Raw genomic sequence first — 22,659 nt, 5'->3', positions numbered from 1 at the left:
ACGTCATCATGCACTTGGTTTAAGACGACGAATCCCGGACCGCGGAGGCGGCCCAGGATTCGCTGTGCTCTATCGTGCAGTTCAGTGTTGCCGTTCAGGTGCTAGCTCCTGCGGGCGTAGCCTTCCCACTTGCTGGCCTGGTGTTCGCCGTCGACAAAGCGGATCGTGCCGGACTTGGAGCGCATCACGATGGACTGGGTGAGGACCTTGTCCTTGGAGTAGCGGACGCCCTTGAGGAGGTCGCCGTCGGTGATGCCGGTGGCCGCGAAGTAGCAGTTGTCGCTGGAGACGAGGTCGTTGGTCGAGAGCACGCGCTCCAGATCGTGGCCGGCGTCGATCGCCTTCTGCTTCTCTTCGTCACTCGTGGGCCACAGGCGGCCCTGGATGACGCCGCCGAGGGACTTGATGGCGCAGGCCGCGACGATGCCTTCCGGGGTTCCGCCGATGCCCATGAGGGCGTCGACTCCGGTGCCGGCACGCGCAGCGGCGATGGCCCCCGCGACGTCGCCGTCCATGATGAACTTCGTGCGGGCGCCGGCTTCGCGGATTTCCTCCACGAGGGGGCGGTGCCGGTCGCGGTCCAGGATCATTACGTTGAGCTGGTTGACCTTGACGCCCTTGGCCTTGGCGATCAGATGCAGGTTCTGCTTGACCGGCAGACGCAGGTCCACCATGTCGGCCGCTTCCGGGCCGGTGACGAGCTTTTCCATGTAGAACACGGCGGAGGGATCGAACATGGAGCCGCGTTCGGCCACGGCCAGGACGGCCAGGGCATTGTTGATGCCAAGGGCGGTCAGCCGGGTTCCGTCGATGGGGTCGACGGCGACGTCGCACTCGGGGCCGGTGCCGTCACCGACGTGCTCGCCGTTGAACAGCATCGGGGCTTCGTCCTTCTCGCCCTCACCGATGACAACGACGCCGTTGAAGTGCACGGTCTGCAGGAAGGAGCGCATGGCGTCCACGGCGGCGCCGTCGGCCTTGTTCTTGTCGCCGAAACCCACCCAGTGGCCGCCGGCGATGGCCGCGGCTTCCGTGACGCGGACAAGTTCCAGCGCGAGGTTGCGGTCAGGCTCATCGATCCCGACGGCGAGCGACGGGGAAAGCGTGGAGTACTTCTGGGACATGGGCGCTGGTGTCACGTGAACCTCTTCTTCGAGTGGCGGTCGTTGAACCCGTACGGCCAGGATCGATCCGTCGCGGTGATTCGTCTGATATTGATCATAGTCGGGGCGGACCCGGAAGGTCATGGGATGACCGGCGCGTGACGCACTTCACCGTCGGAGGGGCCGCTGCGCCGCGAATGTGAGATCGGCCCGGACATGCGCGACTATAGAGGGGTGAGTGAATTGCAGGACGCTTCCCCCGCCGCCCCCGGTTCGCCGGCTGGCAGCGCCCCCGCGGCAGACCCGGCCCCTTCCGGACAGCCCGTGAAGCCCGTCATCGCCGCCGCGGCGGCCAAACGCGCCAACGCCTCCGTGATGGGCATGATCATCGCCCTGGTGGTGAGCATCGCCGCGTTCCTGCCGATCGTCCTCATGAACCCGTCTCCGAAGACCGACGGTTACCGGCCCAACGTCAACGTCAGCGCCACCGCGCAGAACGCGGCGGGTGTGGCGGGATTCACACCCGTGGCGGCCGATACCGGCGACACATTCCGCGCCAACTACGCCCGTTGGGAGTCCGGCGCCGGCAGCGGCGTCCCCGCCTGGGAAGTCGGCTACCTGACGCCCAAGGAATCCTTCATCGCCCTCGTGCAGACCCGCACGGCCAACCCCACCTGGCTCCTGCAGCAGACCAAGAACGCTCCCGTGACCGGCACCCGCAACGCCGGCGGCCGCGACTGGGAACTGCGCGACACCGGCAAGGGCGAGAAATCCATGATGCTGACTGATCGCGGCACCACCGTCATCCTCTCCGGATCCGCGACGCTGGAGGAGTTCTCCGCCCTGGCCACCGCCGTGGTGAAGTCGCTCGAAAGCAACCCTCCCGCCGGGGCATCCTCCAGCACGCCAGGCGCAACAGTTTCACCTTCGGCCAGCCCTTCACCGTAAAGTGGCCACGTGGCTACTTATCTGACTCCCGCACTCGCCTGGCAGCGTCTCCGTGAAGGCAACAAGCGTTTTGTCGCCGGCACGTCCTCACACCCCAACCAGGACGCGTCGCGTCGCTCGTCGCTGGTCGAAAACCAGCACCCCTTCGCGGTGATCTTCGGTTGCGCCGACTCCAGGCTTGCCGCCGAAATCATCTTCGACCTCGGCCTCGGGGACGCCTTTGTGGTCCGCACCGCCGGCCAGGTGATCGACGACGCCGTGCTTGGCTCGCTGGAATACAGCGTCAGCGAACTGGACGTCCCGCTGATCGTCGTCCTGGGGCACGACAGTTGTGGTGCTGTCACCGCAACCAAGAACGCCGTGGAAACCGGCCAGATGCCGGTCGGTTTCATCCGCAGCCTGGTGGAGCGGATCACCCCGTCCGTGTTGACCTCGCTGCGTAACAATCAGACCGACGTCAACGACATGGTGGTCGAGAACGTCAAGCAGACCTCGCAGCGGCTGGTGGACAGTTCCCGGGTGATTTCGGGCGCAGTCGACAGCGGCCGCACGGCCGTGATCGGCCTCGCCTACAGCCTGGCTGACGGCCGGGCCGATCTCGTTTCCAGCATCGGCAGGCTGTAAACCCCGGCGCCCGGCCGTCGCAGCCTGCTCACGGTTTTCGGTGGGACTCCTACTCCCAATAAGCTAGCCCCATGACTTCCACAGATGAGTTGAACACCGAAGAGTTCCGCATTGAACACGACACGATGGGCGAAGTCCGCGTTCCCGTGAACGCCCTGTACCGCGCACAGACGCAGCGGGCAGTCGAGAACTTCCCCATCTCCGGCAAGACCCTGGAGCGCGCCCACATCGAAGCCCTGGCACGGGTGAAGAAGGCCGCCGCCCAGGCAAACGCAGAACTGGGGGTGCTCGACGGCGAGCTCGCCCAGGCGATTGCCGACGCAGCCGACCAGGTTGCGGCCGGCAAGTACGACGGCGACTTCCCGATTGACGTCTTCCAGACCGGCTCCGGCACGTCCTCGAACATGAACACCAACGAGGTCATCGCCGAGCTCGCCACGCGTGCCCTCACGTCTGCCGGAAGCGACAAGGTTGTCCACCCGAACGACCACGTCAACGCCTCGCAGTCCTCCAATGACGTCTTCCCCACGTCCGTCCACGTCGCCGCCACGTCCGCCCTGATCAACGATCTGATCCCGGCCCTCGGCTACCTGGCGGAGTCGCTGGAGCGCAAGGCCACCGAATTCAAGGACGTCGTGAAGTCCGGCCGAACGCACCTCATGGACGCCACCCCCGTCACGCTGGGCCAGGAGTTCGGCGGCTACGCAGCGCAGGTCCGCTACGGCATCGAGCGCATCAACGCCGCCCTCCCCCGCGTCGCCGAGGTCCCGCTCGGCGGCACCGCCGTGGGCACCGGCATCAACACGCCGGCCGGATTCCCGGAGCGCGTGATCGAACTGCTGGCGGCCGACACCGGACTGCCCCTGACCGAGGCCCGCGACCACTTCGAGGCCCAGGCCAACCGGGACGGCCTCATCGAAGCGTCCAGCCAGCTGCGCAACATCGCGATTTCCTTCATGAAGATCAACAATGACCTGCGCTGGATGGGCTCCGGCCCCAACACCGGCCTCGGCGAAATCGCCATCCCGGACCTGCAGCCGGGCTCGTCGATCATGCCGGGCAAGGTCAACCCCGTCATCTGCGAAGCCTCCATCATGGTCTGCGCCCAGGTGATCGGCAATGACACCGCCATCGCGTGGTCCGGCACCAACGGCGCCTTCGAACTCAACGTCGGCATCCCGGTCATGGCCGCCAACCTCCTTGAATCCGTGCGCCTGCTGGCCAACACCAGCCGCGTCATGGCCGACAAGATGATCGACGGCATCACCGCCAACGTCGAGCGCGCCCGCTTCCTCGCCGAGGCCTCGCCGTCGATTGTGACCCCGCTGAACAAGTTCATCGGCTACGAGAACGCCGCCAAGATCGCCAAAAAGGCCGTGGCCGAGGGCCTGACCATCCGTGAGACCGTCGTCTCCATGGGCTTCCTCGAGCGCGGCGAACTGACCGAAGAGCAGCTGGACACCGCACTGGACGTCATGTCCATGACGCGCCCGCCGCACAAGGCCTAACGGCTCCGGGCGGCGCCGCCCCCGAAGAGAACATCCGCCGCCGGCCGGCATCCTTCCTGGAAGGGTGCCGGCCGTCGGCATGTCTGCACCGCAGGTCAGAACTTAGACCCTGGGCGGTTCCCCGCCGGCGGCCTCCCGCTCCTGCGCCGTGTACGCCGCCGCGGCCGCGGCATCCGCCATGCTGGCACCGCCGATCCGTGCCTCCCGCAACCGCCGCGTCTTGGCGGACTGGACGGAGAAGGCAGCATCGACGTTCCCGGCGGCATAGGTCAGGGCGTCTTCGGCGCGGATGCCGAGGCCGCCGGCGGTCAATACGGCGTCCTGGTTGGCGCCCAAATATGTGAACTGCCAGCCCCACTGGCTCTGCTGCCGCTGGACCAGGGCCTTGACCAACTCGCCCGTGGCCTCGCGCGAGGAGTTCTCGTGGCCGTCCGTCAGCACGGCCACCAGCACAGTGCCGGGGCGCTCGTCCTCCGGAAGGGCCGCCAGTTCCGCACCCGCTTCGCCGATCAGCCGGACCATGGCGTCGTGCAGGGCGGTGCTGCCCCGCGGCTGCAGGTCCAGCGCCGGCACGTCCTGGATGTCCACCGAGGCGTAGACGCGCTCGTAGGTGTCATCGAACTGCGCCAGCGACAGCCGGCACCGGCCCGCCACTGCCCGCTGTTCGCGGATGAACGCCGCAAACCCGCCCACAGTGTCATCGGCGATGGCGCTCATCGACCCGGAACGGTCCAGGAGGACGTACACGTGCGTCAGGGCTGAATCTGTCATGCTTCCCCATTTCCGGCCCCGACGGCGCTTCTGCCTCGTCGCGGGCCACCTGTTGCCAGCGGTATGGCTGGACAGGAGCAGGCTACAGCCGGGCAGCGACATTATTGCCGGCAACAGCCCAAAGCATCTTTTGCACTATTTATGATTAAGTGCAAAAATACACTCCATGGGAAACAGTGCAATTACTTCGGGCGGCCTCCGCGAGCGCAAGCGGGCCGCAACACGGGCGGCGATTACCGCCGTCGCGCGTTCCCTGACCGCCGAACGCGGCCTCAGCGGCTACACCGTGGAGGAAGTCTGCGAGCGCGCGGGCATCTCCCGCCGGACCTTCTTCAACTACTTCCCTGCCAAGGAAGATGCGATCCTGGGCCACGTCGACGACGACTTTCCGGAAGAGGTGGTGGCCCGGTTCATGGCGGGCGGCGCGGGTTCGCCCGCCGGGGAAATCTCGGCCTCACTCCTCGCCGACCTCGTGCGCCTGTCCCTTGATCTGTCCGAGCGGATGAGCGGCTCCGAGGAAGAGACCCGCCAGCTGATCGGGGTGATCAAGAAGGAACCCCAACTGATGCTGAAGATCATCGGCGCCACCGAGGAACGCGAGGCCGACTTCGCCCGGTTGCTCGCGGCCAGGGAAGGCGTACCTGCCGATCATCCCGTAGTCCGCATGGCCGTGGTCCTCCTCGGAAACGTCGCCAGGAAAACCAGCGCCGACTACTTCTCCGAGGGCAACGCCCGCCCCTACAAGGACTTGCTGCTGGAAAACATTGCAGCAGCCCGCACGCTCTTCTCCCTGCCGTTCACCATGTCCCAGTTCGACACAGTCCACTTCGACGGAGTCGAGTCAAATACAGTCCAGCCCAACCCTTCCGAAGGAGCGCAATGAGCGCCGCCGTCAGCACCAAGCCAGCAGCCGAGCCGCTGCTGCTGACCCAGAAACGCATCTGGATCATCTTCTCCGCCCTCATCGCGGGCATGCTGCTCTCCAGCCTTGACCAGACCATCGTCTCCACCGCCATGCCGACGATCGTCGGCAAGCTCGGCGGCGTGGAACACCAGGCCTGGATTACCACTGCCTACCTGCTCGCCACCACCATCGTCATGCCCATCTATGGAAAGTTCGGCGACATCCTGGGCCGCCGGAACCTGTTCCTCATCGCCATCGGGCTCTTCACCCTCGCCTCTGTCGGGTGCGCCCTCGCCACCGACTTCTGGGGCTTCGTGGTCTTCCGCGCCATCCAGGGCCTCGGCGGCGGCGGCCTGATGATCCTGTCCCAGGCCATCATCGCCGACATCGTTCCGGCCAAGGAGCGCGGCAAGTACATGGGCCCGCTGGGCGCAATCTTCGGCCTCTCCGCCGTCGCCGGACCGCTGCTGGGCGGTTTCTTCGTGGACCACCTGACCTGGGAATGGGCCTTCTACATCAACATCCCGATCGGCATCGCCGCGTTCACCATCGCCTGGTTCACCCTGACGCTGCCGAACAAGAAGGCCGAGAAGCGGATCGACATCCTGGGCGTGCTGCTGCTCTCCGCGGCCACGACGTGCCTGATTTTCTTCACCGACTTCGGCGGCAAGAAGGACGAAGGCTGGGATTCCCCGCTGACGTGGGCGTTCGGCGCCGGGCTGGTGCTCGCCGCTACGGCCTTCATCCTGGTGGAGCGCCGGGCGGAGGACCCCATCATTCCGTTGAGCCTGTTCAAGAACCGGATCTTCGTGAACTCCACCGCCATCGGCTTCACCCTCGGGCTGGGCATGTTCGCGGCTATCGCCTTCGTCCCGACCTTCCTGCAGATGTCCTCCGGGACCTCCGCCGCCGAATCCGGCCTGCTGATGCTGCCCATGATGGTGGGACTCATGGGCATGGCCATCTTCTCCGGTATCCGCATTTCCAAGACCGGCAAGTACAAGATGTTCCCGATCCTCGGGGCCACCCTGACCATCGCGGCAATGCTGTGGTTGACCACACTCACGGCCGCCACGCCCATCTGGGCCATCTGCGTGCAGCTGTTCGTCTTTGGCGCCGGCCTGGGCTCGATCATGCAGGTGATTGTCCTGGTGGTCCAGAACTCGGTGCCGGCGGACCAGATCGGCACGGCCACGAGCACCAACAACTACTTCCGCGAGGTGGGCGCATCCCTGGGCGTCGCGGTGTTCGGCTCCATCTTCACCACCCGGCTCTCCGAGTCCCTGACCAATGCCTTTACCGGCGCCGGGGCGTCCGCTGAGCAGGCGTCGCAGTCCACCCGGACGATGGACCCCCAGGTCCTCAGCCAGCTCCCGGCGCAGCTCAAGGACGCGATTGTCAACGCCTACGCGGACTCGCTCGCCCCCGTCTTCTGGTACCTGCTGCCCTTCCTGGTCATCGCCCTGATTCTGGCCCTGACCCTCAAGCAGATCCCCCTGTCGGACACCGCCGGCATGGTGGCCCGCGGCGAAGCAGTCGGCGGCGAGGAAGCCGAGCGGCTCGAGGCGGAACGGGCGGCAGCCCGCCACGCCGCCGACGCCGCAGAGTCCACGGGGCCCGAAGGGCTTTCAGCCCACGGCAACACCGGTGGGTCCGGCCACGAAGACGAGCTCACCCGCCTGCGCGGCTGAGGGTCCGGAAACTGACGGTCCGGAGACGGCCCGGCAGCAGCCGGTGAGTGCCAGCAGGGGCGCCGCAACCTTTGGGGGTGCGGCGCCCCTGCCGCGTGCCAGCCGGTCGGCTCCGGCAGGCCGGGATGGCCGTGCAGTCGGCCTATCCGGCGGTCGGCAGCAGCATGGCGGCGGCCGTGCCGGCCAGCATGAAGGGCCCGAAGGGAATGGCCGACTGCAGCGTCCCGCGCCGTGCGGCGAGCAATCCGAGACTCCACAGCCCGCCGAGGACGAACGCCGCAAAGGTCCCCGCCATGACGTGCCCCCAGCCCAGGAATCCCAGGTACATTCCCAAGACGCCCGCGAGTTTCACGTCGCCGAATCCCATTCCCGGCGGATATACCGCGTGCAGGAGAAAGTAGAAAAGCCAGAGGGCTGCCCCGCCGGCCAGGACACGGAGCCCCGGAATGCCGAATGCCCCGGCGTCGGCTGGGCCGGCCACGTCCTGCCCGCCGGGAAGCAACTGGCTGGCCGCCGCGCCCAGCAGAAGGACTCCGGCGATCCCATAGGAGGGAAAGACGATCCTGTCCGGGAGCAGGTGGTGCCGGACGTCAATGACCGTGAGCCGAACGGCCATCACGAAGAAATACGCGCACGCAGCCAGGGCAAGCCAGAAAGCCAGCGGGTTGGCGGCGCCCAGGGTGCCGAGTCGTTCGATCACCCTCGGATGCTACTTGATATTCGTCCGGCCCGGCGGTCCCCGCGCGTAAACTGTGGATATGGCCGCATGGGACAGCACGAACCGGCGCGGGCCGGACGCGCCCCGCGGCCCGGCGGAGAAGGCCGCGGCCTTCCGGAACCTGTGCCGGTCATCGCCCTGGAAGTGGCAGTCGCTGAGGTTCGAGTACCTGGACCGGCCGCTCACGGTTTCCGCGGTTTCCCCGGCCGCCCCCTCCCCCGGCGACCTCGTCAGGGGGTGGCTGCGCCGGCCCGGTGCCTTGCGGCTGGAGACTGCCGACGGACTGGTCATCGGCAGCACCACCGGCATCAATGACTCCCGCGGCGGCTTCTATATCAGCTCCACGAGGAAGACCTGGCTCCTACCCCCGCAGTTGGTTACGCCGGTGTACGACGACGACGGGCTGGTGCGCCGCCGCCCGGAGGCAGCTTATGGCGAGCCGTCGTTCGGCAACGGCAGGTTCGCCGCCGTCCTGGACCCGGTGGAGCTTGCGGGGAACGCCCCCGTCCCGTTGGAGTTCCCCAACTCCAACGCCGTCGAGCTTGGCCCCATCACGGAGGTAGACCACGAGGGCCGGCCGGCCCTGGAATCGACGGTCAGCCCGAACCTCTCCTACCGTCCCGCCGATCTCGGAGCCCCGCTATGCCGTCCGGGACGCACGCTGCTGAGGATTGACTCCGGCACGGGCGTCTGCGTTGCGAGCCGCTGGCTGGACGCGCCCGGGGCCGGCTCAGAGCAGGACGGTTACGGGCACTGGCTCCGCATCCTGGGCGTCGACGAATACATGCTCGATGACCTGTTCCTGGCCGAATCGATGAACCTCACGGACGTCCGGCGCCACATCAGCTGGGACGTCCCCGCGGAATAGACCGGCCGTGACTCGCATCCGCCCGCCGGCACCGCTAGGCTTCCTGCGATGACTGAACCCGCCGACTACTGGCCCCCTTTCGGCTTGAGCCTGACCACGCCGCGTCTTCAGCTGCGCCCCATCCGCGACGCGGACATTCCGGCCGCGGTCTCAGCCGCCCTGAGCGGCGTGCACGAGCCGGGCCGCAGCCCCTTCAGCAGGCCGTGGGCCGAATCCCCCGCTGAGGAGCTCGGCCCGAACATGGCGCAGTGGTACTGGCGGTGCCGCGGGAACATGACACCGCAGGACTGGACCCTCCTGCTCGGCATCTGGCACGACGGCGAGTTCATCGGATGCCAGGACGTCGAGGCCAAAGACTTCGCCACGCTGAAGACGGTCACCACGGGCTCCTGGCTGCGGCAAAGCGTGCACGGCCAGGGCTTCGGCAAGGAAATGCGGGCCGCCGTCGCCCTCTACGCCTTCGACTGGCTCGGCGCCGAAGTGGCGGAATCCGAGGCCGCCGCCTGGAACCAGCAGTCCCTGGGCGTCTCACGCTCCCTCGGCTACGAGCTCAACGGCGTCACCCGCGCCGCCTGGGGCGGCAAGGCCCAAGAGGTCCAAAACGTCCGCCTCACCCCCGCCACCTTCAAACGCCCCGACTGGCAGCTCGAGGTAAAAGGCCACGAACCCACGGCCAAATTCCTGGGCATCCACGAATAGCCCCAGCGGGGCCGCGGCGCCCGCCGTCGCTCAGACGCCTCCTGTCGCTTCCCGTCGCTGGGTTGCGGTGGTTGCGGGTGCCGTGGTTGGGTTCGCCGGACCGCCACCTTTCGCCGTCGCTTAGACACGACGCATGGGACCCGCTGCGGTCGCTGGGCGACCTCCGGGGATCCGATGCGCCGCGATGCGCTCCTCTACGAAAGACGGCGACCCGGCTGGTGGGCGTCTCACCATCGCGGGGCAGCGGTGTCCCGCTAAGGAGCGCATCGCCGACCAAAGCGAAGCGAAGGTCGCCCAGCGACCGCAGCGCAGCGACGGGAGGTGTCTAAGCGACGGCGGGACGCCGCTGCCCGGCGAACCCAACCACGATTACCCGACCACAGCGAAGGGCCGTGGTCCGGCGAACCGGACCACGGCCCCCAACCTCGGGAGGCTAGATCTCCGCCCCCTCCAGCAGCTCCGTCACGAGGGCTGCGATCGGCGAGCGCTCCGAGCGGGTGAGGGTGATGTGGCCGAACAGCGGGTGTCCCTTCAGGGTCTCGACGACGGCCGCCACGCCGTCGTGCCGTCCGACCCGCAGGTTGTCCCGCTGGGCGACGTCGTGGGTCAGGACGATCTTGGAGTTCTGGCCGATCCGGCTCATCACTGTCAGCAGCACATTCTTCTCCAGGGACTGCGCCTCGTCGACGATCACGAATGCGTCGTGCAGGGAGCGTCCGCGGATGTGCGTCAGCGGCATGACCTCAAGCATGCCCCGGTCCATCACTTCCTCCACAACTTCCTGGCTGACCAGCGCGCCCAGGGTGTCAAAGACCGCCTGCGCCCACGGGTTCATCTTTTCCGCTTCGGACCCGGGCAGGTAGCCGAGCTCCTGGCCGCCCACCGCGTACAGGGGCCGGAAGACGATCACCTTGCGGTGCTCCCGGCGCTCCAGGACGGCTTCGAGACCGGCGCACAGGGCCAGTGCGGACTTGCCCGTGCCGGCCCGGCCGCCGAGGGACACGATGCCGACCGACGGGTCCATCAGGAGGTCGATCGCCAACCGTTGCTCGGCCGAGCGGCCGTGGAGTCCGAAGACGTCGCGGTCGCCCTTCACCAGCCTGACCTGTTTGTCCGCCCCTACCCGTCCGAGGGCCGAGCCGCGGCTGGACAGCAGGACCAGCCCGGTGTTGGTCGGCATCTCGGCCGCCGCCGGGATGAATACCGGCTCGTGCCCGTACAAGGTGGCAACCTCGTCCTCGCCCGCGTCGAGCTCGGCGACGCCGGTCCAGCCGGAGTCCTTGACGAGTTCATTGCGGTACTCGTCGGCCAGCAGCCCCATGGCCGAGGCCTTGACGCGCATCGGCAGGTCCTTTGACACCACCGTCACGTCGCGGCCCTCGTTGGCCATGTTCTTGGCCACCGCGAGGATGCGGCTGTCGTTGTCCACCCCGCGGAACCCGGCGGGCAGCACCTCGGCGGAGATATGGTTCAGCTCCACCATGAGCGTGCCGCCGTCGGGGCCCAGCGGGATGGGACGGTCCAGGCCGCCGTGCTCGAGCCGCAGGTCATCGAGCAGCCGGAGGGCTTTGCGCGCAAAGTAACCCAGCTCCGGGTCGTGGCGCTTTCCTTCGAGCTCGGTGATGACAACGATCGGCAGGATGACCTCGTGCTCGGCGAAGCGCAGGAGGGCCCGCGGATCGGAGAGCAGGACGGACGTATCGATCACGAAACTGCGGGCCGTGCCCCGGCTCCCTGTTCCTTCCCCGGAAACAGCAAGACCGGCCGCCGCGGAATCCGCTGCACCGGTCTTTGAGGTGGCTCGCTTGGCGCGAGAGGTAGCTTTCTGTCCCTGATCGGAAATGACGTCGGGCAGTTGCTCAGAAATAGCCACATCGACTCCAGCCCCGGGGCAATGCCCGGAATTGTTATTGGTGAGGCGGCTCGGCCTGGAGGCCGGACGCGGCCTCCCATACACCCGGTGCGAAAATCCGCTCCATGTACTGGCCTCCCCGATCGGCCGGCGAATTGCCTGCCGATGGGATTAACGTACGTCTCCGGGGGCCTGTTTGTCCGATAATTTTTCGGCGATTCTTGTTGCCGTCTTGTGAACTCCGCGTGAACCGCTCAGGCGCCGAAGCGGCGCTGCCTGCCGGCGTAGTCGCGCAGGGCACGCAGGAAATCCACCTTGCGGAACGCCGGCCACAAGGCCTCGCAGAAGTAGAACTCACTGTACGCGCTCTGCCACATGAGGAATCCGGACAGCCGCTGCTCCCCGGAGGTCCGGATCACCAGGTCCGGATCCGGCTGGCCCCGGGTGTAGAGGAAGCGCGAGATGTCATCCACGGTGAGTTCATCGGCCAATTGTCCAATGTCCGCTCCCCGGGCGACGGCGTCGTGCAGCAGTTCCCGGACGGCGTCGACGATCTCCCGCCGTCCGCCGTAGCCGACGGCGACGTTGACGTGCAGCCTCTCCTGCGCGGGCGTGCGCGCCGTCAGGTTGTTCAGCCGCTCGGCGAGGTAGTCCGGCAGCAGCTCGGGGGCGCCCATGGCGTGAACCGAGATGTTGGCGTCCTCGTCCAGCCGGTCCAGGGTGTTGGCGATGATGCCCATCAGGAGGTCGAGTTCCTCGCCGGAGCGGTTCATGTTGTCCGTGGAGAGCATGTACAAGGTGACCACCTTGATGCCCAGCTCCTGGCACCAGCCGAGGAATTCGTGGATCTTGTCCGCGCCGGCCTGATGGCCCTGGCTCGTGGGGGCGTTGAACTGGCGGGCCCAGCGCCGGTTGCCGTCGACCATGACGCCGACGTGGCGCGGGATCCGTTCAGGATCGAGGGAGCGCTGGAGCTTGCGCTCGTAAAAGCCGTAGAGGAATCCGGGCATTTCCATCCGGAGATTCACCTGGCTTCCTTGAGGTACTTGTTCAGTGCACATCCTAGGCTACCTGCCGGAGGGCCGTGCCGGGTGCAGCTCCGTCACAGGACAGCCCCGGACCGCTTGTTACTCACCGGTAACTTACTAGGGCGTAGGTTACTATTACGGCATGGAAAGCAACAGTCCGGAGCCCCGGCCGGAGCCTCCGGCGAAGCGGGCAACCCCGGTGGACGACGCCGCGGTGCGCCTGGCTGAACTGCTGATGATCAAGCCCAAATGGCGGGGCTGGATCCACACCGTCACCGCCCCGCTGGCACTGGCCGCCGGGCTGGTGCTGGTGATCCTGGCGCCGCCGGACCTGAAGGTGGCCTGCGCCGTCTATGCCGTTACCGGGGTCCTGCTGTTCGGCGTCAGTGCCGTCTATCACCGCGGGAACTGGTCACCGCGTGTGAAGATCGTCCTGAAGCGGCTGGATCACACGAACATCATGCTGGTGATCGCCGGAAGCTACACGCCGCTCGCCTGGGCCCTGCTGGACCGGCAGCAAGCCGAAGTGCTGCTCTGGGTGATCTGGTCCGGGGCCATCCTCGGTGTGCTGTTCCGCCTGCTGTGGACCAATGCCCCGCGGTGGCTCTATGTGCCGATCTATATCGCACTCGGCTGCGGCTCGCTGTTCTATCTGCCGGACTTTTTCGCCGCCAACGCTGCCTCGGCGGTGCTGATCTGCGTCGGCGGGGTCCTGTACATCACGGGAGCCGTGTTCTATGCGCTGAAGAAGCCGAATTTCAGCTACGAACACTTCGGCTTTCATGAACTGTTCCATGCGCTGACGGTCTTTGCCTTCGCCGCGCACTACATCGCCATTGCCATCGCGGTCCTGGGCTGACGCCGGCTGCGCTGATTCTCCCCACCTTTGAGACAGCGACGCCGGGACTCGCCGGCAGTTCGGCCCGACACGCCGGGCGCCGGCTTCAATCGTGGGGAATTCCGGCGTCAGGAGCTGGCCCCGGCTCAGCCGGGATGCCCTGCCGCAATGAGCTCGGGCAGCAGCCGCATGTCTGAAAAGACGGTGGTTCCGGGACCGGCCAATCGGGAAGCCGGGGTGACACCGCCGGCATACGCGAAGACGTGCATTCCCGCCGCCCGGGCGGCCTGGACGCCGTAGGCGCTGTCCTCGACGACGGCGCACCGCCCGGGAGCGGTGCCCAGGCTCGCCGCGGCGTGGAGGAACAGGTCCGGCGCGGGTTTGCCGTTGGCCACCTCTGTGGCGCTGTAGATGCGGCCCTGGAAGCGGCGCAGCAGCCCGGTCTTGCCCAGGGTCCGGCGCATCTTTTCGTGGCTGCCGCTGGAGGCGACACAGTGCGGCAGGGACAGCCGGTCCAGGGCGTCATCGATGCCATCAACGGCCTCGAGGTCACGTTCAAACGCCTCCTGGTACCAGCGACCGTAGTCGCGGTCCCAGCCGTCGGCCAGCCGGACCCCGAGCTGCTGTTCCACGGCGGCCACAAAGTGCGCCTCGGATTTTCCGACGAACCGTTCCACGATGTCATCGAGTTCCAGGTCCCAGCCGAGATCGGCCAGCACTCGCTGGTCCACCCGGATGGCGATCACCTCGGAATCCACCAGCACACCGTCGCAATCGAACACCACCAGCTCAAAGCCGTCCTGACCAGTCATGAGGACATCCTAGCCAGCTGCCCGCGCATTTCTTCGACGGAAGTCGCGGGGAGGCCGCAGACCATGCCGCGGCACAGGAACACCTGCGGGGCGCCGTCCGGGCCCGCGCCGCGGCCCTGCAGCAGCGGTATTGGCCGGGCGGCGCCGTCGTCCTGGACCGCGACCACCAGCCCGGGGCTGGCCGAGAGCAGCAGCTCCCGGTGCAGCACGGCCCGTTCCGGGGTGTCCGGTCCGGCGACGGCGGCCTCGATGGGACCGGCGAGGGCGGCCTGGGCGGTCGCGAGCAGCCAGCCGGCGGCGCGGGGCGCCTGGCCCGCAAGCGGAGGAAGCAACAGGGCGAGGATGCTGGCCGCCAGGGTGCGGTGTTCGGACGAGCCGGAGAAGGCCGAGTGGGTCAGCAGGGCACCGGCCAGCGCGGCGGCGCCGCTGGGGGTGGCGCCGTCGAACGGTTCCAGGCCGTCACGGCCGCCCTGGGCGGCCGTGACCTGTGCGGACTCCCCCGCAGCGTCCCTCAGGCCGCCGTCGGCCGCGAACCGCCTGCAGGCGGCGTCCAGAATGGCCTCGGCCAGCCCATACCGGCGGGTGTGCCCGGTAACCGCATAGAGCGCGAACAGCCCCTCGGCGCAGAAGGCGTAGTCCTCCAGCAAACCGCCGATTCCGCCCGCCACTCCGTCATGGGAGACGCGCAGAAGCCTGCCGGGGCCATCCGCCGCGGGCCGCCAGTGCACGCGCTCAAGATAGTCCGCGATCCGCTCCGCCGCGGCCACAAGCTCCGGGCGTGCCAGGACGGCGCCGGCGTCGGCGAGGGCGGCGACTGCCAGTCCGTTCCAGCCCGCCACCACCTTGTCATCCCGGCCGGGCTGGGGCCGGTTCCTGCGCGACTGCGCCAGCAGCGGGCGCACCCGCTGCCACAGCGCGGCGTCCCCGCCGGACATCTCCCGGCCCGGATGCAGCGGCGAACCGTCGGCGGTCACGCTTCCGGGCATTCGGACGTTCATGAGGGCCGCCACGGCGGCGCCGTCGGCCGGGCCCAGGAGCGACTCCAGGCCGCCGGGAGTCCACAGGTAGCTGGCCCCCTCGGCGTGCACGCCGTCGACGACCGTGTCGGCGTCCAGCGACGACGCCAGGGCCACGACCCCGGTGTCCGGTCCCGTCGCAGGGCCCGCCGCAGGGGCTGGCGCCGGGCCCGTCGCAGGTGCCAGCCCGAGGCGGGCCAGGAGCCAGTCGGCGGTAAGCCCGGCAATCCCGGCGGCCTCGGCCGCCGGGTACTCCGGCGTGCCGCCCAGCCGGACCCAATGGACATAGACGCGCAGCAACTGGGCGTTGTCGTAGAGCATTTTCTCGAAGTGCGGAACGGACCAGTCTCCCGTCACCGAATAGCGCGCGAAGCCGCCGTCGAGCTGGTCGAACAACGCCGAGCGGGACATTGCTGCCAGGCACTGACCGGCCATGTCCCGGGCCGCCGTCGCGGTCTCCAGGCCCGCGGAGTCCTGGCCTGCGGTGTCCGGAGCGGCTGCCGGCGGCATGCTGTCCGAGGGCACTGCGGCGTGACGGATCAGGAATTCGAGCACGGCCGCGGGCGGGAACTTCGGTGCGCCGCCGAAGCCGCCGTGGGCCCGGTCCTCGGCGCCGGAGAGGGCGGTGACGGCTTCGCCAAGGAGCGCCGCGTCCAGGGGTTCGGGCGGCCCGTCGAGGCGCAGGGCGGCTGCCGGCTGGGAGGCGGCGATGCCGCGCGCCAGGGTGGCCGCGTTGGCCTCGACGGCGCCGCGGCGTTCCGTCCAGGCCTCGCTCACGGCTTCAAGGACCTGCCGGAAGGACGGACGGCCCGGCATGGGCCGGGGTGGGAAATAGGTGCCGGCATGGAAGGCGCGGCCATCGGGCAGGAGGAAGACGGACATCGGCCAGCCGCCCTCGCCGCTGATCGCCTGCGTCGCTGTCATGTAGACGGCATCGACGTCGGGGCGCTCTTCCCGGTCCACCTTGATGGAGACAAAGTGGGCGTTCAGGTAGTCGGCGGTTTCATGGTCCTCAAAGGATTCATGGGCCATGACGTGGCACCAGTGGCAGGCCGCGTAGCCGATTGAGAGGAACACCGGCACGTCCCGGGCGGCAGCGGCGGCGAAGGCCGCGTCACCGAACGGCTGCCAGTGAACGGGGTTGCCGGCGTGCTGGCGCAGGTACGCAGAGGGTTCCGCCGCCAGGGCATTCGAGGCCCCGGACGGCGGGTTGGGGAATCCGCGGTCAGCGGGTTCCGGGTCCCGCATCGCCGTTGACTTCCGGCCGGTTAACCGCGCCGTCGGACCGGGAAACCCCGCCGTCGGCGGGGAAGGCCGTGCCGTCAGCGCGGAAGGCAGCGCCGTCGGCAGGGAATACGCCGCCCGGGGCCCCTGATTCCTGGGATGCGTCCTCGGCGGCCGCACGCTCTTCCTCCACCTGGGCACGGTAGCGGACCCGGCGGATACGCCGCACCATGTCTACGATCAGCAGCGCGGTCAACACCACGATGAAGGCTGTCAGCAGGAAGCCCAGCAGACCCGGGGTGACCTGGTCCTCGGACAGGCCCGGGCGCAGCGACGGCGTAGGGGTCGGCGCCGGGGTTGTTGCGAGGGCGATGAGCAAGGAATGCACGGTGGGAAACCTTCTGTGGAACTGGGTGTCTTTTCTGCGGTGACTTTTCTACAGTGCTTTGTCTACAACATCTTTTCTACACTGGATAGAAGAGCCATTTCGTCTCTATCTTAGCCCGGCGAAGAGGTCCGTTTCCGGCAGATCTACGGGGATCCGGGATTCGATCAGGGAGTAGTCCTCCCACGGCCAGACCTTGCGCTGCATGGCCGAGGAGACCGCGAAGAAGAATCCTTCCGGGTCCACCTGGGTCCGGTGTGAGCGGAGTGCGTCGTCGCGGGCTTCGAAGAAATCGCCGCACTCGACCTGGGTTGTGGTGGCGTGTGTCGGCGGCGGCGGGGTATGCCCCTCGGCGTCCGCTTCCAGCCACGCAGCGAGCCGCTCGGCATACGGGGACTGCAGGCCGGCCTCCTCCAGCGCGGAGTGGAGGGCACGGAAACGGTCCGGGCTGAAGGCGCGGTCGTAGTAGAGCTTGCTGGGCACCCAGGGTTCCCCGGCGTCCGGATACCGGGCGGGATCGCCGGCCGCCGCGAAGGCCTCGACGGCCACCCGGTGCGCCATGATGTGGTCCGGGTGCGGGTAACCGCCGTTCTCGTCATAGCTGAGGATCACGTGGGGCTTGAAGTCCCGGACCAGCCGGACCAGCGGTGCGGCCGCCCGCTCCAGCGGCTGCAGGGCGAAGCACCCGGGCGGCAGGGCCGGCAGGGGGTCGCCCTCGGGCAGCCCGGAATCGACGAAGCCGAGCCAGCGCTGCCGGATGCCGAGGACGTTCGCGGCGGCGTCCATCTCCAGCCGGCGTGCCCCGGCCATGTCGCGTTTGGGGTGCGGTTGCCCCTCCATCGCGGGGTTCTGGATGTCGCCGCGGGAGCCGTCGGTGCACGTGGCCACCAGGACGTCCACGCCGGCGGCAGCATACATCGCCATCGTGGCGGCACCCTTGCTGGATTCGTCGTCGGGATGAGCATGGACCGCCAGCAGACGAAGCGGTGCTGACGGGCTGGGGGATGCTGTCATCGTGGGACGGCTCCTCTTTCTGCTGTGCTGCCCTGTTGGGGTGCGTCTGTTGGTGTGCGGCTTGGTCTGTGCGGCCAGCCGGAAATATCCCGGTCCGATCCACACTAAACTGGACTGGTGACTTCCGAGGACCAGCCTGCCGCGCCGGCACCTAACAGCCTATCCAATCGTTACGGCGGCCAAAAGCGCGCGCTGACCCGCAAGGTCAAACGCAACATCCTGATCGCCGCCCTCGCCGTGGGCATTGCCTTTCTGGCCTGGGTCTCGACGTCGGCGGCCATCGGCGGTGTCAGCTACAAGGATGTCGGCTACAGCACCCCCGACGCCACGGTCACGGAAATCGACTTCCAGGTCACGAAGGACCCGGCAGCGGAGGCGAAATGCGCTGTGAAGGCCATGGACTCGAAGTTCGCGATTGTTGGCTGGAAGGTTGTGGACATCGGGCCGAACGCGGCCGATGCCGGCACGGACGGCGGACGCACCACAGCCCACCGCACCCAGCTGCGCACGGAATCCCAGGCGGTCTCCGCCGTCGTGGACAGCTGCTGGATTCCCGACGCCGGACAATAACGGGACCACAGGCCGCGGCAAGTGCCGGGCCGCGCACGCAGTGATGCCGTCCGAGGCTGCTTGGGACACCGTGTGATCCACGCCGCAGTCCTCTTTGGTTTATCCACAGGATTGACTACAATGGATCAATACCTTTCCCCCGCTGAGCTGGTTACTGCGTCATAAAAGTGGCCACCGTGGCGGGGTCTTTGCTTGTATGACCACCCAAAGGAGAAGTCCGTGTCTACCACCAACAGCGCAACTGCGGCTTGGCTTACCCAGGAAGCTTTTGACCGCCTGAAGGCAGAGCTGGACAACCTTTCCGGCCCCGGCCGGGCAGAAATCGTCCAGAAGATCGAAGCGGCGCGCCAGGAGGGCGACCTCAAGGAGAACGGTGGCTACCACGCTGCCAAGGAGGAGCAGGGCAAGATCGAGGCCCGCATCCGCCAGCTCACGGCCCTCCTCCGGGACGCCCACGTCGGGGAGGCCCCGGCCGACGACGGCATCGTGGAGCCCGGCATGATCGTCGTGGCCAGGATTGCCGGCGACGAGGAGAGCTTCCTGCTCGGCTCCCGTGAAATTGCCGGCGACTCGGACCTGGATGTCTTCAGCGAGAAGTCCCCCCTCGGCGCGGCCATCGTTGGCCACAAGGAGGGCGACAAGCTCAGCTACACCGCCCCGAACGGCAAGGACATCACGGTGGAGATCATCTCCGCCAAGCCGTACGCCGGCTGACACCAGCGACAGAACAGCGACGCCGGTCTCCCCTCGCGGGGAGGCCGGCGTCGTTTTTTTCCGCCCGTTGGCGGGGGGCTGTTGGGGCCGGCCGGTTTGGCCGGAGTCCTGGGGAGGTGTCCTCTTCCCGGGGTATTCAGCGTCCCGCGGACAGCGCCCCGGGGCGCCTGGTGCTCAGCAGCAGCGCGGCTGTGATGCCGCCGATAGCCCCGCCCAGGTGGGCCTGCCATGAGACGAAACTGGCCACGGTGGGCAGGATTCCGAACAGGATGCCGCCGTAGGCCATGAACAACACCACGGACAGGGCGATCTGCCACCAGTTCCGGTTGATGAAGCCGCGGACCAGGAGGAAGGCGAAGAGCCCGAACACCAGCCCGGAGGCGCCAACAGTGACGCTGGCGCCGCCGATGAGCCACACCACGAGCCCGGATGCCAGCCAGCTGGCGGCCAGTGCGGTGATGAACACCCGGCGCCCGGAGAGGAACACGAGGAAGCCGAAGATGATCAACGGGAGCGTGTTGGACATCAGGTGGGCCAGGCTGGAGTGCAGCAAGGGAAAGGTCAGGATGTCCAGGACCCCGTCCAGGCTGCGCGGCCGCAGCCCGAAAGTGCGGTTCAGGGAGTGGAACAGTGCGGTGTTGAGGATCTCGATCAGGTAGAGCAGCACCACGAAGGAGCCGACCACCAGCAGTCCCCGGCGGGCCCGCACCGCGGTGCTCTCCCCTTCCCGCGGCTCCCCGCCCCCAAACGCGTCCGTCACCATGGCCCCTAGTGCACCACGATCGGCTGGAAACCCTCGGCGCGCAGCGCCGCCAGGACCTGGCTGCAGTGCTCGTGGCCCTTGGTTTCCAGGTTGACGGTGATGGAGACGTCGCCCATGCTGATGGAGCCGCCCACCCGGGTGTGGTCCAGGCCAGTGACGTTGGCGTCGTTCTCGGCGATGATGCGGGCAATCGTGGCCAGCGAGCCCGGACGGTCGTCCAGCATCATCCGCACGGTCATGTACCGGCCGGCGGCGGAGAGGCCGCGCTGGATGACCTTGAGCATCAGCATGGGGTCGATGTTGCCGCCCGAGAGGACCACCGCAACGGTTCCGGGGTTTTCGATCTTGCCTTCCATGAGCGCCGCGACGCCGACGGCCCCGGCAGGTTCCACCACCATCTTGGCGCGCTCCAGCAGGAAGATCAGCGCCCGGGCCAGGGCGTCTTCGCTGACGGTGACGACGTCGTCGACGAGCTCGCGGATGATGCTGAACGGCAACTGGCCCGGCCGGCCTACGGCGATGCCGTCGGCCATGGTGGAGACCTTCTTGAGCGGGACGAGGGCGTCGGCGGCGAGCGAGGGTGGATAGGCGGCGGCGTTTTCAGCCTGGACGCCGATAATGCGGATATCGCGGCCGAGTTCTTTGGCGCGCGCCTTCACCGCAACGGCAACGCCCGCGAGGAGTCCGCCGCCGCCGACACCCATCAGGATGGTGTCGACGTCGGGGACCTGTTCGAGGATCTCCAGCCCGACCGTCCCCTGGCCGGCGACGACGTCGACGTCATCGAAGGGGTGGACAAAGACGGCACCGCTTTCATCGGCGTAGCGCTTGGCTTCCGCCAGCGCCTCGTCCACGTTGTGGCCATGCAGCACAACCTCGGCGCCGTGGCTGCGGGTGGCGGCGAGCTTGGGCAATGCGACGCCGAGCGGCATGTAGATCCGGGCCTTGATGCCCAGGCTCTTGGCTGCGACAGCCACGCCCTGGGCGTGGTTTCCGGCAGAGGCCGCCACGACGCCGCGCTTCTTTTCGGCGTCGGAGAGCTTGGCCATCCGCACGTAGGCGCCGCGGACCTTGAAGGAGCCGGCGCGCTGCAGGTTTTCGCACTTGAGGAAGACCTCGCCGCCGACCGTGCTGCCGAGGGCCCGCGATGATTCCACGGGCGTCCGCGTAATAATCCCGTCGAGCAGCTTCTGCGCCTCCAGGACATCGTCCAGCGTGACGGGCAGGCTCTCAAGGTTATTCACGAACTGTTCTCCTTCTTTGGATCAGGCGTCGGTGCCCCGTCCGGCATCACTGCCCGGAGCACCGCTGTTGGGTGCGGCGCCCTCGCCGCCGGGGTTTGCGCCCGGCAGGTGGACGTCTGTGAAGGTGGTGTCTGCGCCGGGTTCGGGGGCATGACCGCCCCCGGCTCCCGCGGTTGCCAACACTTCATCATGTTCCCACGTTCTGCCCGCAATGTAGCGAATCGACGAGTTTGCTACGGCAAGGATCGGAACGGAGAACAATGCGCCGGGGATCCCGGCGAGGTAGGAGCCGGCCGCGACGGACAGGATCACGGCGACGGGGTGGAGGGAGACGGCCTTGCCCATGACGAGGGGCTGCAGGATGTGGCTTTCGAGCTGCTGGACGCCGAGCACGATCGCCAGCATGATGAGGGCGTTGACGGGCCCGTTGGCGACCAGCGCCAGCAGCACGGCGATCGCGCCGGTGAACAGCGCGCCGACCACCGGGATGAACGAACCGAGGAAGACCAGCACGCCCAGCGGCAGCGCGAGCGGCACGCCGATGATGGCGGCGCCGACGCCGATTCCCACGGCGTCCACGAAGGCGACGAACATTTGGATGCGTGCGTAGCTGACCATGGATGTCCAGCCGCGGCGGCCCGCGCCGTCCGTGGCCCGGCGCGCCTTCCGGGGCATGAGCCTGACCAGGAAGGCCCAGATTCTGTCGCCTTCGAGCAGGAAGAAGATCAGGATGAACAGCGCCAGGACCAGGCCGGCGGCGAAGTGCCCGGCGGTGCTCCCGAATGTCAGAGCCCCGCTGAGGATGCTGCTGCTGTTGTTCTGCAGGGCAGCGGTGGCGTCCTCGATGTACTTGTCGATCTGGGCGGCCGTCAGGTGCAGCGGGCCTTCCGACAGCCAGGTCTGTACCTGCTGCACGCCCGTGAGCGCCTGGGACCACAGCTCGCCGAAGCCCTGCATGAGCTGGCGCCCGACCAGGGTCAGCGCACCGACGATGAGGCCGATGAAGCCGAGCACAGTGATGGCGACGGCGAGCCCCTTGGGCACGCGCCGGTTGGCCATCCAGCGCACTGCGGGGCTGAGGAGCCCCGAGAGGAGGGCGGCCACCATCACGGGGATGATGAGGAAGCTGACGTGGCTGAGCAGCCAGACCAGCAGCCCGATCACGAGCAGGATCAGCCCGCCGCGCCACGCCCAGGCGGCGGCGATCCGCACGCCGTAGGGAATGTCCTGGTCGATCTCCCGGTCGGTCCATACCCGGGCCCCGGCACGTGCGCCGGTCCCGGCCGCGGAATAGGAGGGGCTTGTGGCAGGTGCGGCGTCCTCAGCTGGCGTCATAGCCCCATGATTCCGTAGGCGACGGTCAAT

General features: G+C 67.8%; 22 protein-coding genes. 10 read left to right on the top strand and 12 right to left on the bottom strand.

Going from position 1 to position 22,659, the window contains the following annotated elements; all coding sequences use genetic code 11:
• Nucleotides 1-101: 101 nt before the first annotated feature.
• Nucleotides 102-1,124, bottom strand: a complete 1,023-nt coding sequence (glpX, locus tag AC1DKN_RS10800) for a class II fructose-bisphosphatase (RefSeq protein ID WP_028277383.1) — start codon at nucleotides 1,122-1,124, stop codon at nucleotides 102-104.
• 213 nt (nucleotides 1,125-1,337) lie between these two features.
• Between glpX and AC1DKN_RS10795 the strand changes: the two genes are divergently transcribed.
• From AC1DKN_RS10795 to AC1DKN_RS10785, 3 genes are all read left to right on the top strand, one after another.
• Nucleotides 1,338-2,051, top strand: a complete 714-nt coding sequence (locus AC1DKN_RS10795; protein WP_476871256.1) for a DUF4245 domain-containing protein — start codon at nucleotides 1,338-1,340, stop codon at nucleotides 2,049-2,051.
• A 9-nt stretch (nucleotides 2,052-2,060) separates the two neighbouring features.
• Entirely contained in the window at nucleotides 2,061-2,675 is a 615-nt protein-coding gene (locus AC1DKN_RS10790; protein WP_028277382.1) for a carbonic anhydrase, read from the top strand.
• A gap of 71 nt (nucleotides 2,676-2,746) precedes the next feature.
• A complete protein-coding gene (locus AC1DKN_RS10785) occupies nucleotides 2,747-4,183 on the top strand; it encodes a class II fumarate hydratase (protein ID WP_079553135.1) in 1,437 nt (478 codons plus the stop codon).
• 102 nt (nucleotides 4,184-4,285) lie between these two features.
• Here AC1DKN_RS10785 and AC1DKN_RS10780 read toward each other — a convergent pair whose 3' ends face one another.
• A complete protein-coding gene (locus tag AC1DKN_RS10780; protein WP_476849085.1) occupies nucleotides 4,286-4,954 on the bottom strand; it encodes a VWA domain-containing protein in 669 nt (222 codons plus the stop codon).
• A 166-nt stretch (nucleotides 4,955-5,120) separates the two neighbouring features.
• Here AC1DKN_RS10780 and AC1DKN_RS10775 point away from each other — a divergent pair, with 166 nt between their 5' ends.
• Nucleotides 5,121-5,837: a TetR/AcrR family transcriptional regulator gene (locus tag AC1DKN_RS10775; RefSeq protein WP_476871255.1), complete on the top strand. Its 717-nt coding sequence runs from the start codon at nucleotides 5,121-5,123 to the stop codon at nucleotides 5,835-5,837.
• Nucleotides 5,834-7,549 carry an MDR family MFS transporter gene (locus AC1DKN_RS10770; RefSeq protein ID WP_476871254.1) on the top strand — a complete coding sequence of 572 codons (1,716 nt, stop codon included), beginning with the start codon at nucleotides 5,834-5,836 and terminating at the stop codon, nucleotides 7,547-7,549. The genes AC1DKN_RS10775 and AC1DKN_RS10770 overlap by 4 nt, the downstream gene beginning before the upstream one ends.
• Nucleotides 7,550-7,691: 142 nt before the next feature.
• Here the strand turns inward: AC1DKN_RS10770 and AC1DKN_RS10765 are convergent, their stop codons facing one another.
• Nucleotides 7,692-8,249 carry a prepilin peptidase gene (locus AC1DKN_RS10765; RefSeq protein ID WP_476871253.1) on the bottom strand — a complete coding sequence of 186 codons (558 nt, stop codon included), beginning with the start codon at nucleotides 8,247-8,249 and terminating at the stop codon, nucleotides 7,692-7,694.
• A gap of 58 nt (nucleotides 8,250-8,307) precedes the next feature.
• Between AC1DKN_RS10765 and AC1DKN_RS10760 the strand changes: the two genes are divergently transcribed.
• The gene (locus tag AC1DKN_RS10760) at nucleotides 8,308-9,135 is read left to right on the top strand and encodes a hypothetical protein (RefSeq protein ID WP_476871252.1); all 828 of its coding nucleotides are present in this window, start codon (nucleotides 8,308-8,310) and stop codon (nucleotides 9,133-9,135) included.
• A 48-nt stretch (nucleotides 9,136-9,183) separates the two neighbouring features.
• Entirely contained in the window at nucleotides 9,184-9,834 is a 651-nt protein-coding gene (locus AC1DKN_RS10755) for a GNAT family N-acetyltransferase (protein WP_476871251.1), read from the top strand.
• 433 nt (nucleotides 9,835-10,267) lie between these two features.
• On the opposite strand, the gene AC1DKN_RS10750 is transcribed toward AC1DKN_RS10755, so the two are convergent.
• Nucleotides 10,268-11,707 carry a PhoH family protein gene (locus AC1DKN_RS10750; RefSeq protein ID WP_028277376.1) on the bottom strand — a complete coding sequence of 480 codons (1,440 nt, stop codon included), beginning with the start codon at nucleotides 11,705-11,707 and terminating at the stop codon, nucleotides 10,268-10,270.
• A gap of 233 nt (nucleotides 11,708-11,940) precedes the next feature.
• Nucleotides 11,941-12,702: an isoprenyl transferase gene (locus tag AC1DKN_RS10745; RefSeq protein WP_043436292.1), complete on the bottom strand. Its 762-nt coding sequence runs from the start codon at nucleotides 12,700-12,702 to the stop codon at nucleotides 11,941-11,943.
• A 154-nt stretch (nucleotides 12,703-12,856) separates the two neighbouring features.
• On the opposite strand from AC1DKN_RS10745, the gene trhA reads away from it, so the two are divergent.
• A complete protein-coding gene (gene trhA, locus AC1DKN_RS10740; protein ID WP_230009209.1) occupies nucleotides 12,857-13,573 on the top strand; it encodes a PAQR family membrane homeostasis protein TrhA in 717 nt (238 codons plus the stop codon).
• Nucleotides 13,574-13,698: 125 nt separating this feature from the next.
• Here the strand turns inward: trhA and AC1DKN_RS10735 are convergent, their stop codons facing one another.
• From AC1DKN_RS10735 to mca, 4 genes are all read right to left on the bottom strand, one after another.
• Nucleotides 13,699-14,364 carry an HAD family hydrolase gene (locus tag AC1DKN_RS10735; protein WP_476871250.1) on the bottom strand — a complete coding sequence of 222 codons (666 nt, stop codon included), beginning with the start codon at nucleotides 14,362-14,364 and terminating at the stop codon, nucleotides 13,699-13,701.
• Nucleotides 14,361-16,628, bottom strand: a complete 2,268-nt coding sequence (locus AC1DKN_RS10730; RefSeq protein WP_476871249.1) for a thioredoxin domain-containing protein — start codon at nucleotides 16,626-16,628, stop codon at nucleotides 14,361-14,363. Before AC1DKN_RS10730 ends, AC1DKN_RS10735 begins: the two co-directional genes overlap by 4 nt.
• Nucleotides 16,606-16,992: a hypothetical protein gene (locus AC1DKN_RS10725; RefSeq protein ID WP_476871248.1), complete on the bottom strand. Its 387-nt coding sequence runs from the start codon at nucleotides 16,990-16,992 to the stop codon at nucleotides 16,606-16,608. The genes AC1DKN_RS10730 and AC1DKN_RS10725 overlap by 23 nt, the downstream gene beginning before the upstream one ends.
• 105 nt (nucleotides 16,993-17,097) lie before the next feature.
• Complete coding sequence (gene mca, locus AC1DKN_RS10720) at nucleotides 17,098-18,003, bottom strand: mycothiol conjugate amidase Mca (protein WP_230008780.1); 906 nt, start codon at nucleotides 18,001-18,003, stop codon at nucleotides 17,098-17,100.
• 117 nt (nucleotides 18,004-18,120) lie between these two features.
• Between mca and AC1DKN_RS10715 the strand changes: the two genes are divergently transcribed.
• A complete protein-coding gene (locus tag AC1DKN_RS10715) occupies nucleotides 18,121-18,573 on the top strand; it encodes a DUF4307 domain-containing protein (protein ID WP_476871247.1) in 453 nt (150 codons plus the stop codon).
• 219 nt (nucleotides 18,574-18,792) lie between these two features.
• Nucleotides 18,793-19,287 carry a transcription elongation factor GreA gene (gene greA, locus AC1DKN_RS10710; protein WP_028277369.1) on the top strand — a complete coding sequence of 165 codons (495 nt, stop codon included), beginning with the start codon at nucleotides 18,793-18,795 and terminating at the stop codon, nucleotides 19,285-19,287.
• A 136-nt stretch (nucleotides 19,288-19,423) separates the two neighbouring features.
• Here greA and AC1DKN_RS10705 read toward each other — a convergent pair whose 3' ends face one another.
• From AC1DKN_RS10705 to AC1DKN_RS10695, 3 genes are read right to left on the bottom strand one after another with little or no spacing between them, the layout of a single operon-like run.
• Nucleotides 19,424-20,050 (bottom strand): rhomboid family intramembrane serine protease, encoded by a 627-nt coding sequence (locus AC1DKN_RS10705; RefSeq protein WP_476871246.1) that lies wholly within the window; start codon nucleotides 20,048-20,050, stop codon nucleotides 19,424-19,426.
• 5 nt (nucleotides 20,051-20,055) lie between these two features.
• The gene (gene ilvA, locus AC1DKN_RS10700; protein WP_476871245.1) at nucleotides 20,056-21,294 is read right to left on the bottom strand and encodes a threonine ammonia-lyase; all 1,239 of its coding nucleotides are present in this window, start codon (nucleotides 21,292-21,294) and stop codon (nucleotides 20,056-20,058) included.
• A gap of 21 nt (nucleotides 21,295-21,315) precedes the next feature.
• Nucleotides 21,316-22,629, bottom strand: a complete 1,314-nt coding sequence (locus AC1DKN_RS10695) for an AI-2E family transporter (RefSeq protein ID WP_476849095.1) — start codon at nucleotides 22,627-22,629, stop codon at nucleotides 21,316-21,318.
• Nucleotides 22,630-22,659 lie beyond the last annotated feature (30 nt).

It is taken from the genome of Arthrobacter sp. 01N444, assembly GCF_056399305.1.
Note: the sequence above shows the minus strand (reverse complement) of the source record. Positions and strands in the feature narration are given on the sequence as shown.

Coding starts and splice junctions, on each gene's coding strand:
- AC1DKN_RS10785 (WP_079553135.1), top strand. CDS start 2,747: ATGACTTCCACAGATGAGTTGAACACCGAAGAGTTCCGCATTGAACAC.
- AC1DKN_RS10730 (WP_476871249.1), bottom strand. CDS start 16,628: ATGCGGGACCCGGAACCCGCTGACCGCGGATTCCCCAACCCGCCGTCC.
- AC1DKN_RS10695 (WP_476849095.1), bottom strand. CDS start 22,629: ATGACGCCAGCTGAGGACGCCGCACCTGCCACAAGCCCCTCCTATTCC.
- trhA (WP_230009209.1), top strand. CDS start 12,857: ATGGAAAGCAACAGTCCGGAGCCCCGGCCGGAGCCTCCGGCGAAGCGG.
- AC1DKN_RS10755 (WP_476871251.1), top strand. CDS start 9,184: ATGACTGAACCCGCCGACTACTGGCCCCCTTTCGGCTTGAGCCTGACC.
- AC1DKN_RS10705 (WP_476871246.1), bottom strand. CDS start 20,050: ATGGTGACGGACGCGTTTGGGGGCGGGGAGCCGCGGGAAGGGGAGAGC.
- AC1DKN_RS10760 (WP_476871252.1), top strand. CDS start 8,308: ATGGCCGCATGGGACAGCACGAACCGGCGCGGGCCGGACGCGCCCCGC.
- glpX (WP_028277383.1), bottom strand. CDS start 1,124: ATGTCCCAGAAGTACTCCACGCTTTCCCCGTCGCTCGCCGTCGGGATC.
- AC1DKN_RS10745 (WP_043436292.1), bottom strand. CDS start 12,702: ATGGAAATGCCCGGATTCCTCTACGGCTTTTACGAGCGCAAGCTCCAG.
- AC1DKN_RS10780 (WP_476849085.1), bottom strand. CDS start 4,954: ATGACAGATTCAGCCCTGACGCACGTGTACGTCCTCCTGGACCGTTCC.
- AC1DKN_RS10775 (WP_476871255.1), top strand. CDS start 5,121: ATGGGAAACAGTGCAATTACTTCGGGCGGCCTCCGCGAGCGCAAGCGG.
- mca (WP_230008780.1), bottom strand. CDS start 18,003: ATGACAGCATCCCCCAGCCCGTCAGCACCGCTTCGTCTGCTGGCGGTC.
- AC1DKN_RS10735 (WP_476871250.1), bottom strand. CDS start 14,364: ATGACTGGTCAGGACGGCTTTGAGCTGGTGGTGTTCGATTGCGACGGT.
- AC1DKN_RS10770 (WP_476871254.1), top strand. CDS start 5,834: ATGAGCGCCGCCGTCAGCACCAAGCCAGCAGCCGAGCCGCTGCTGCTG.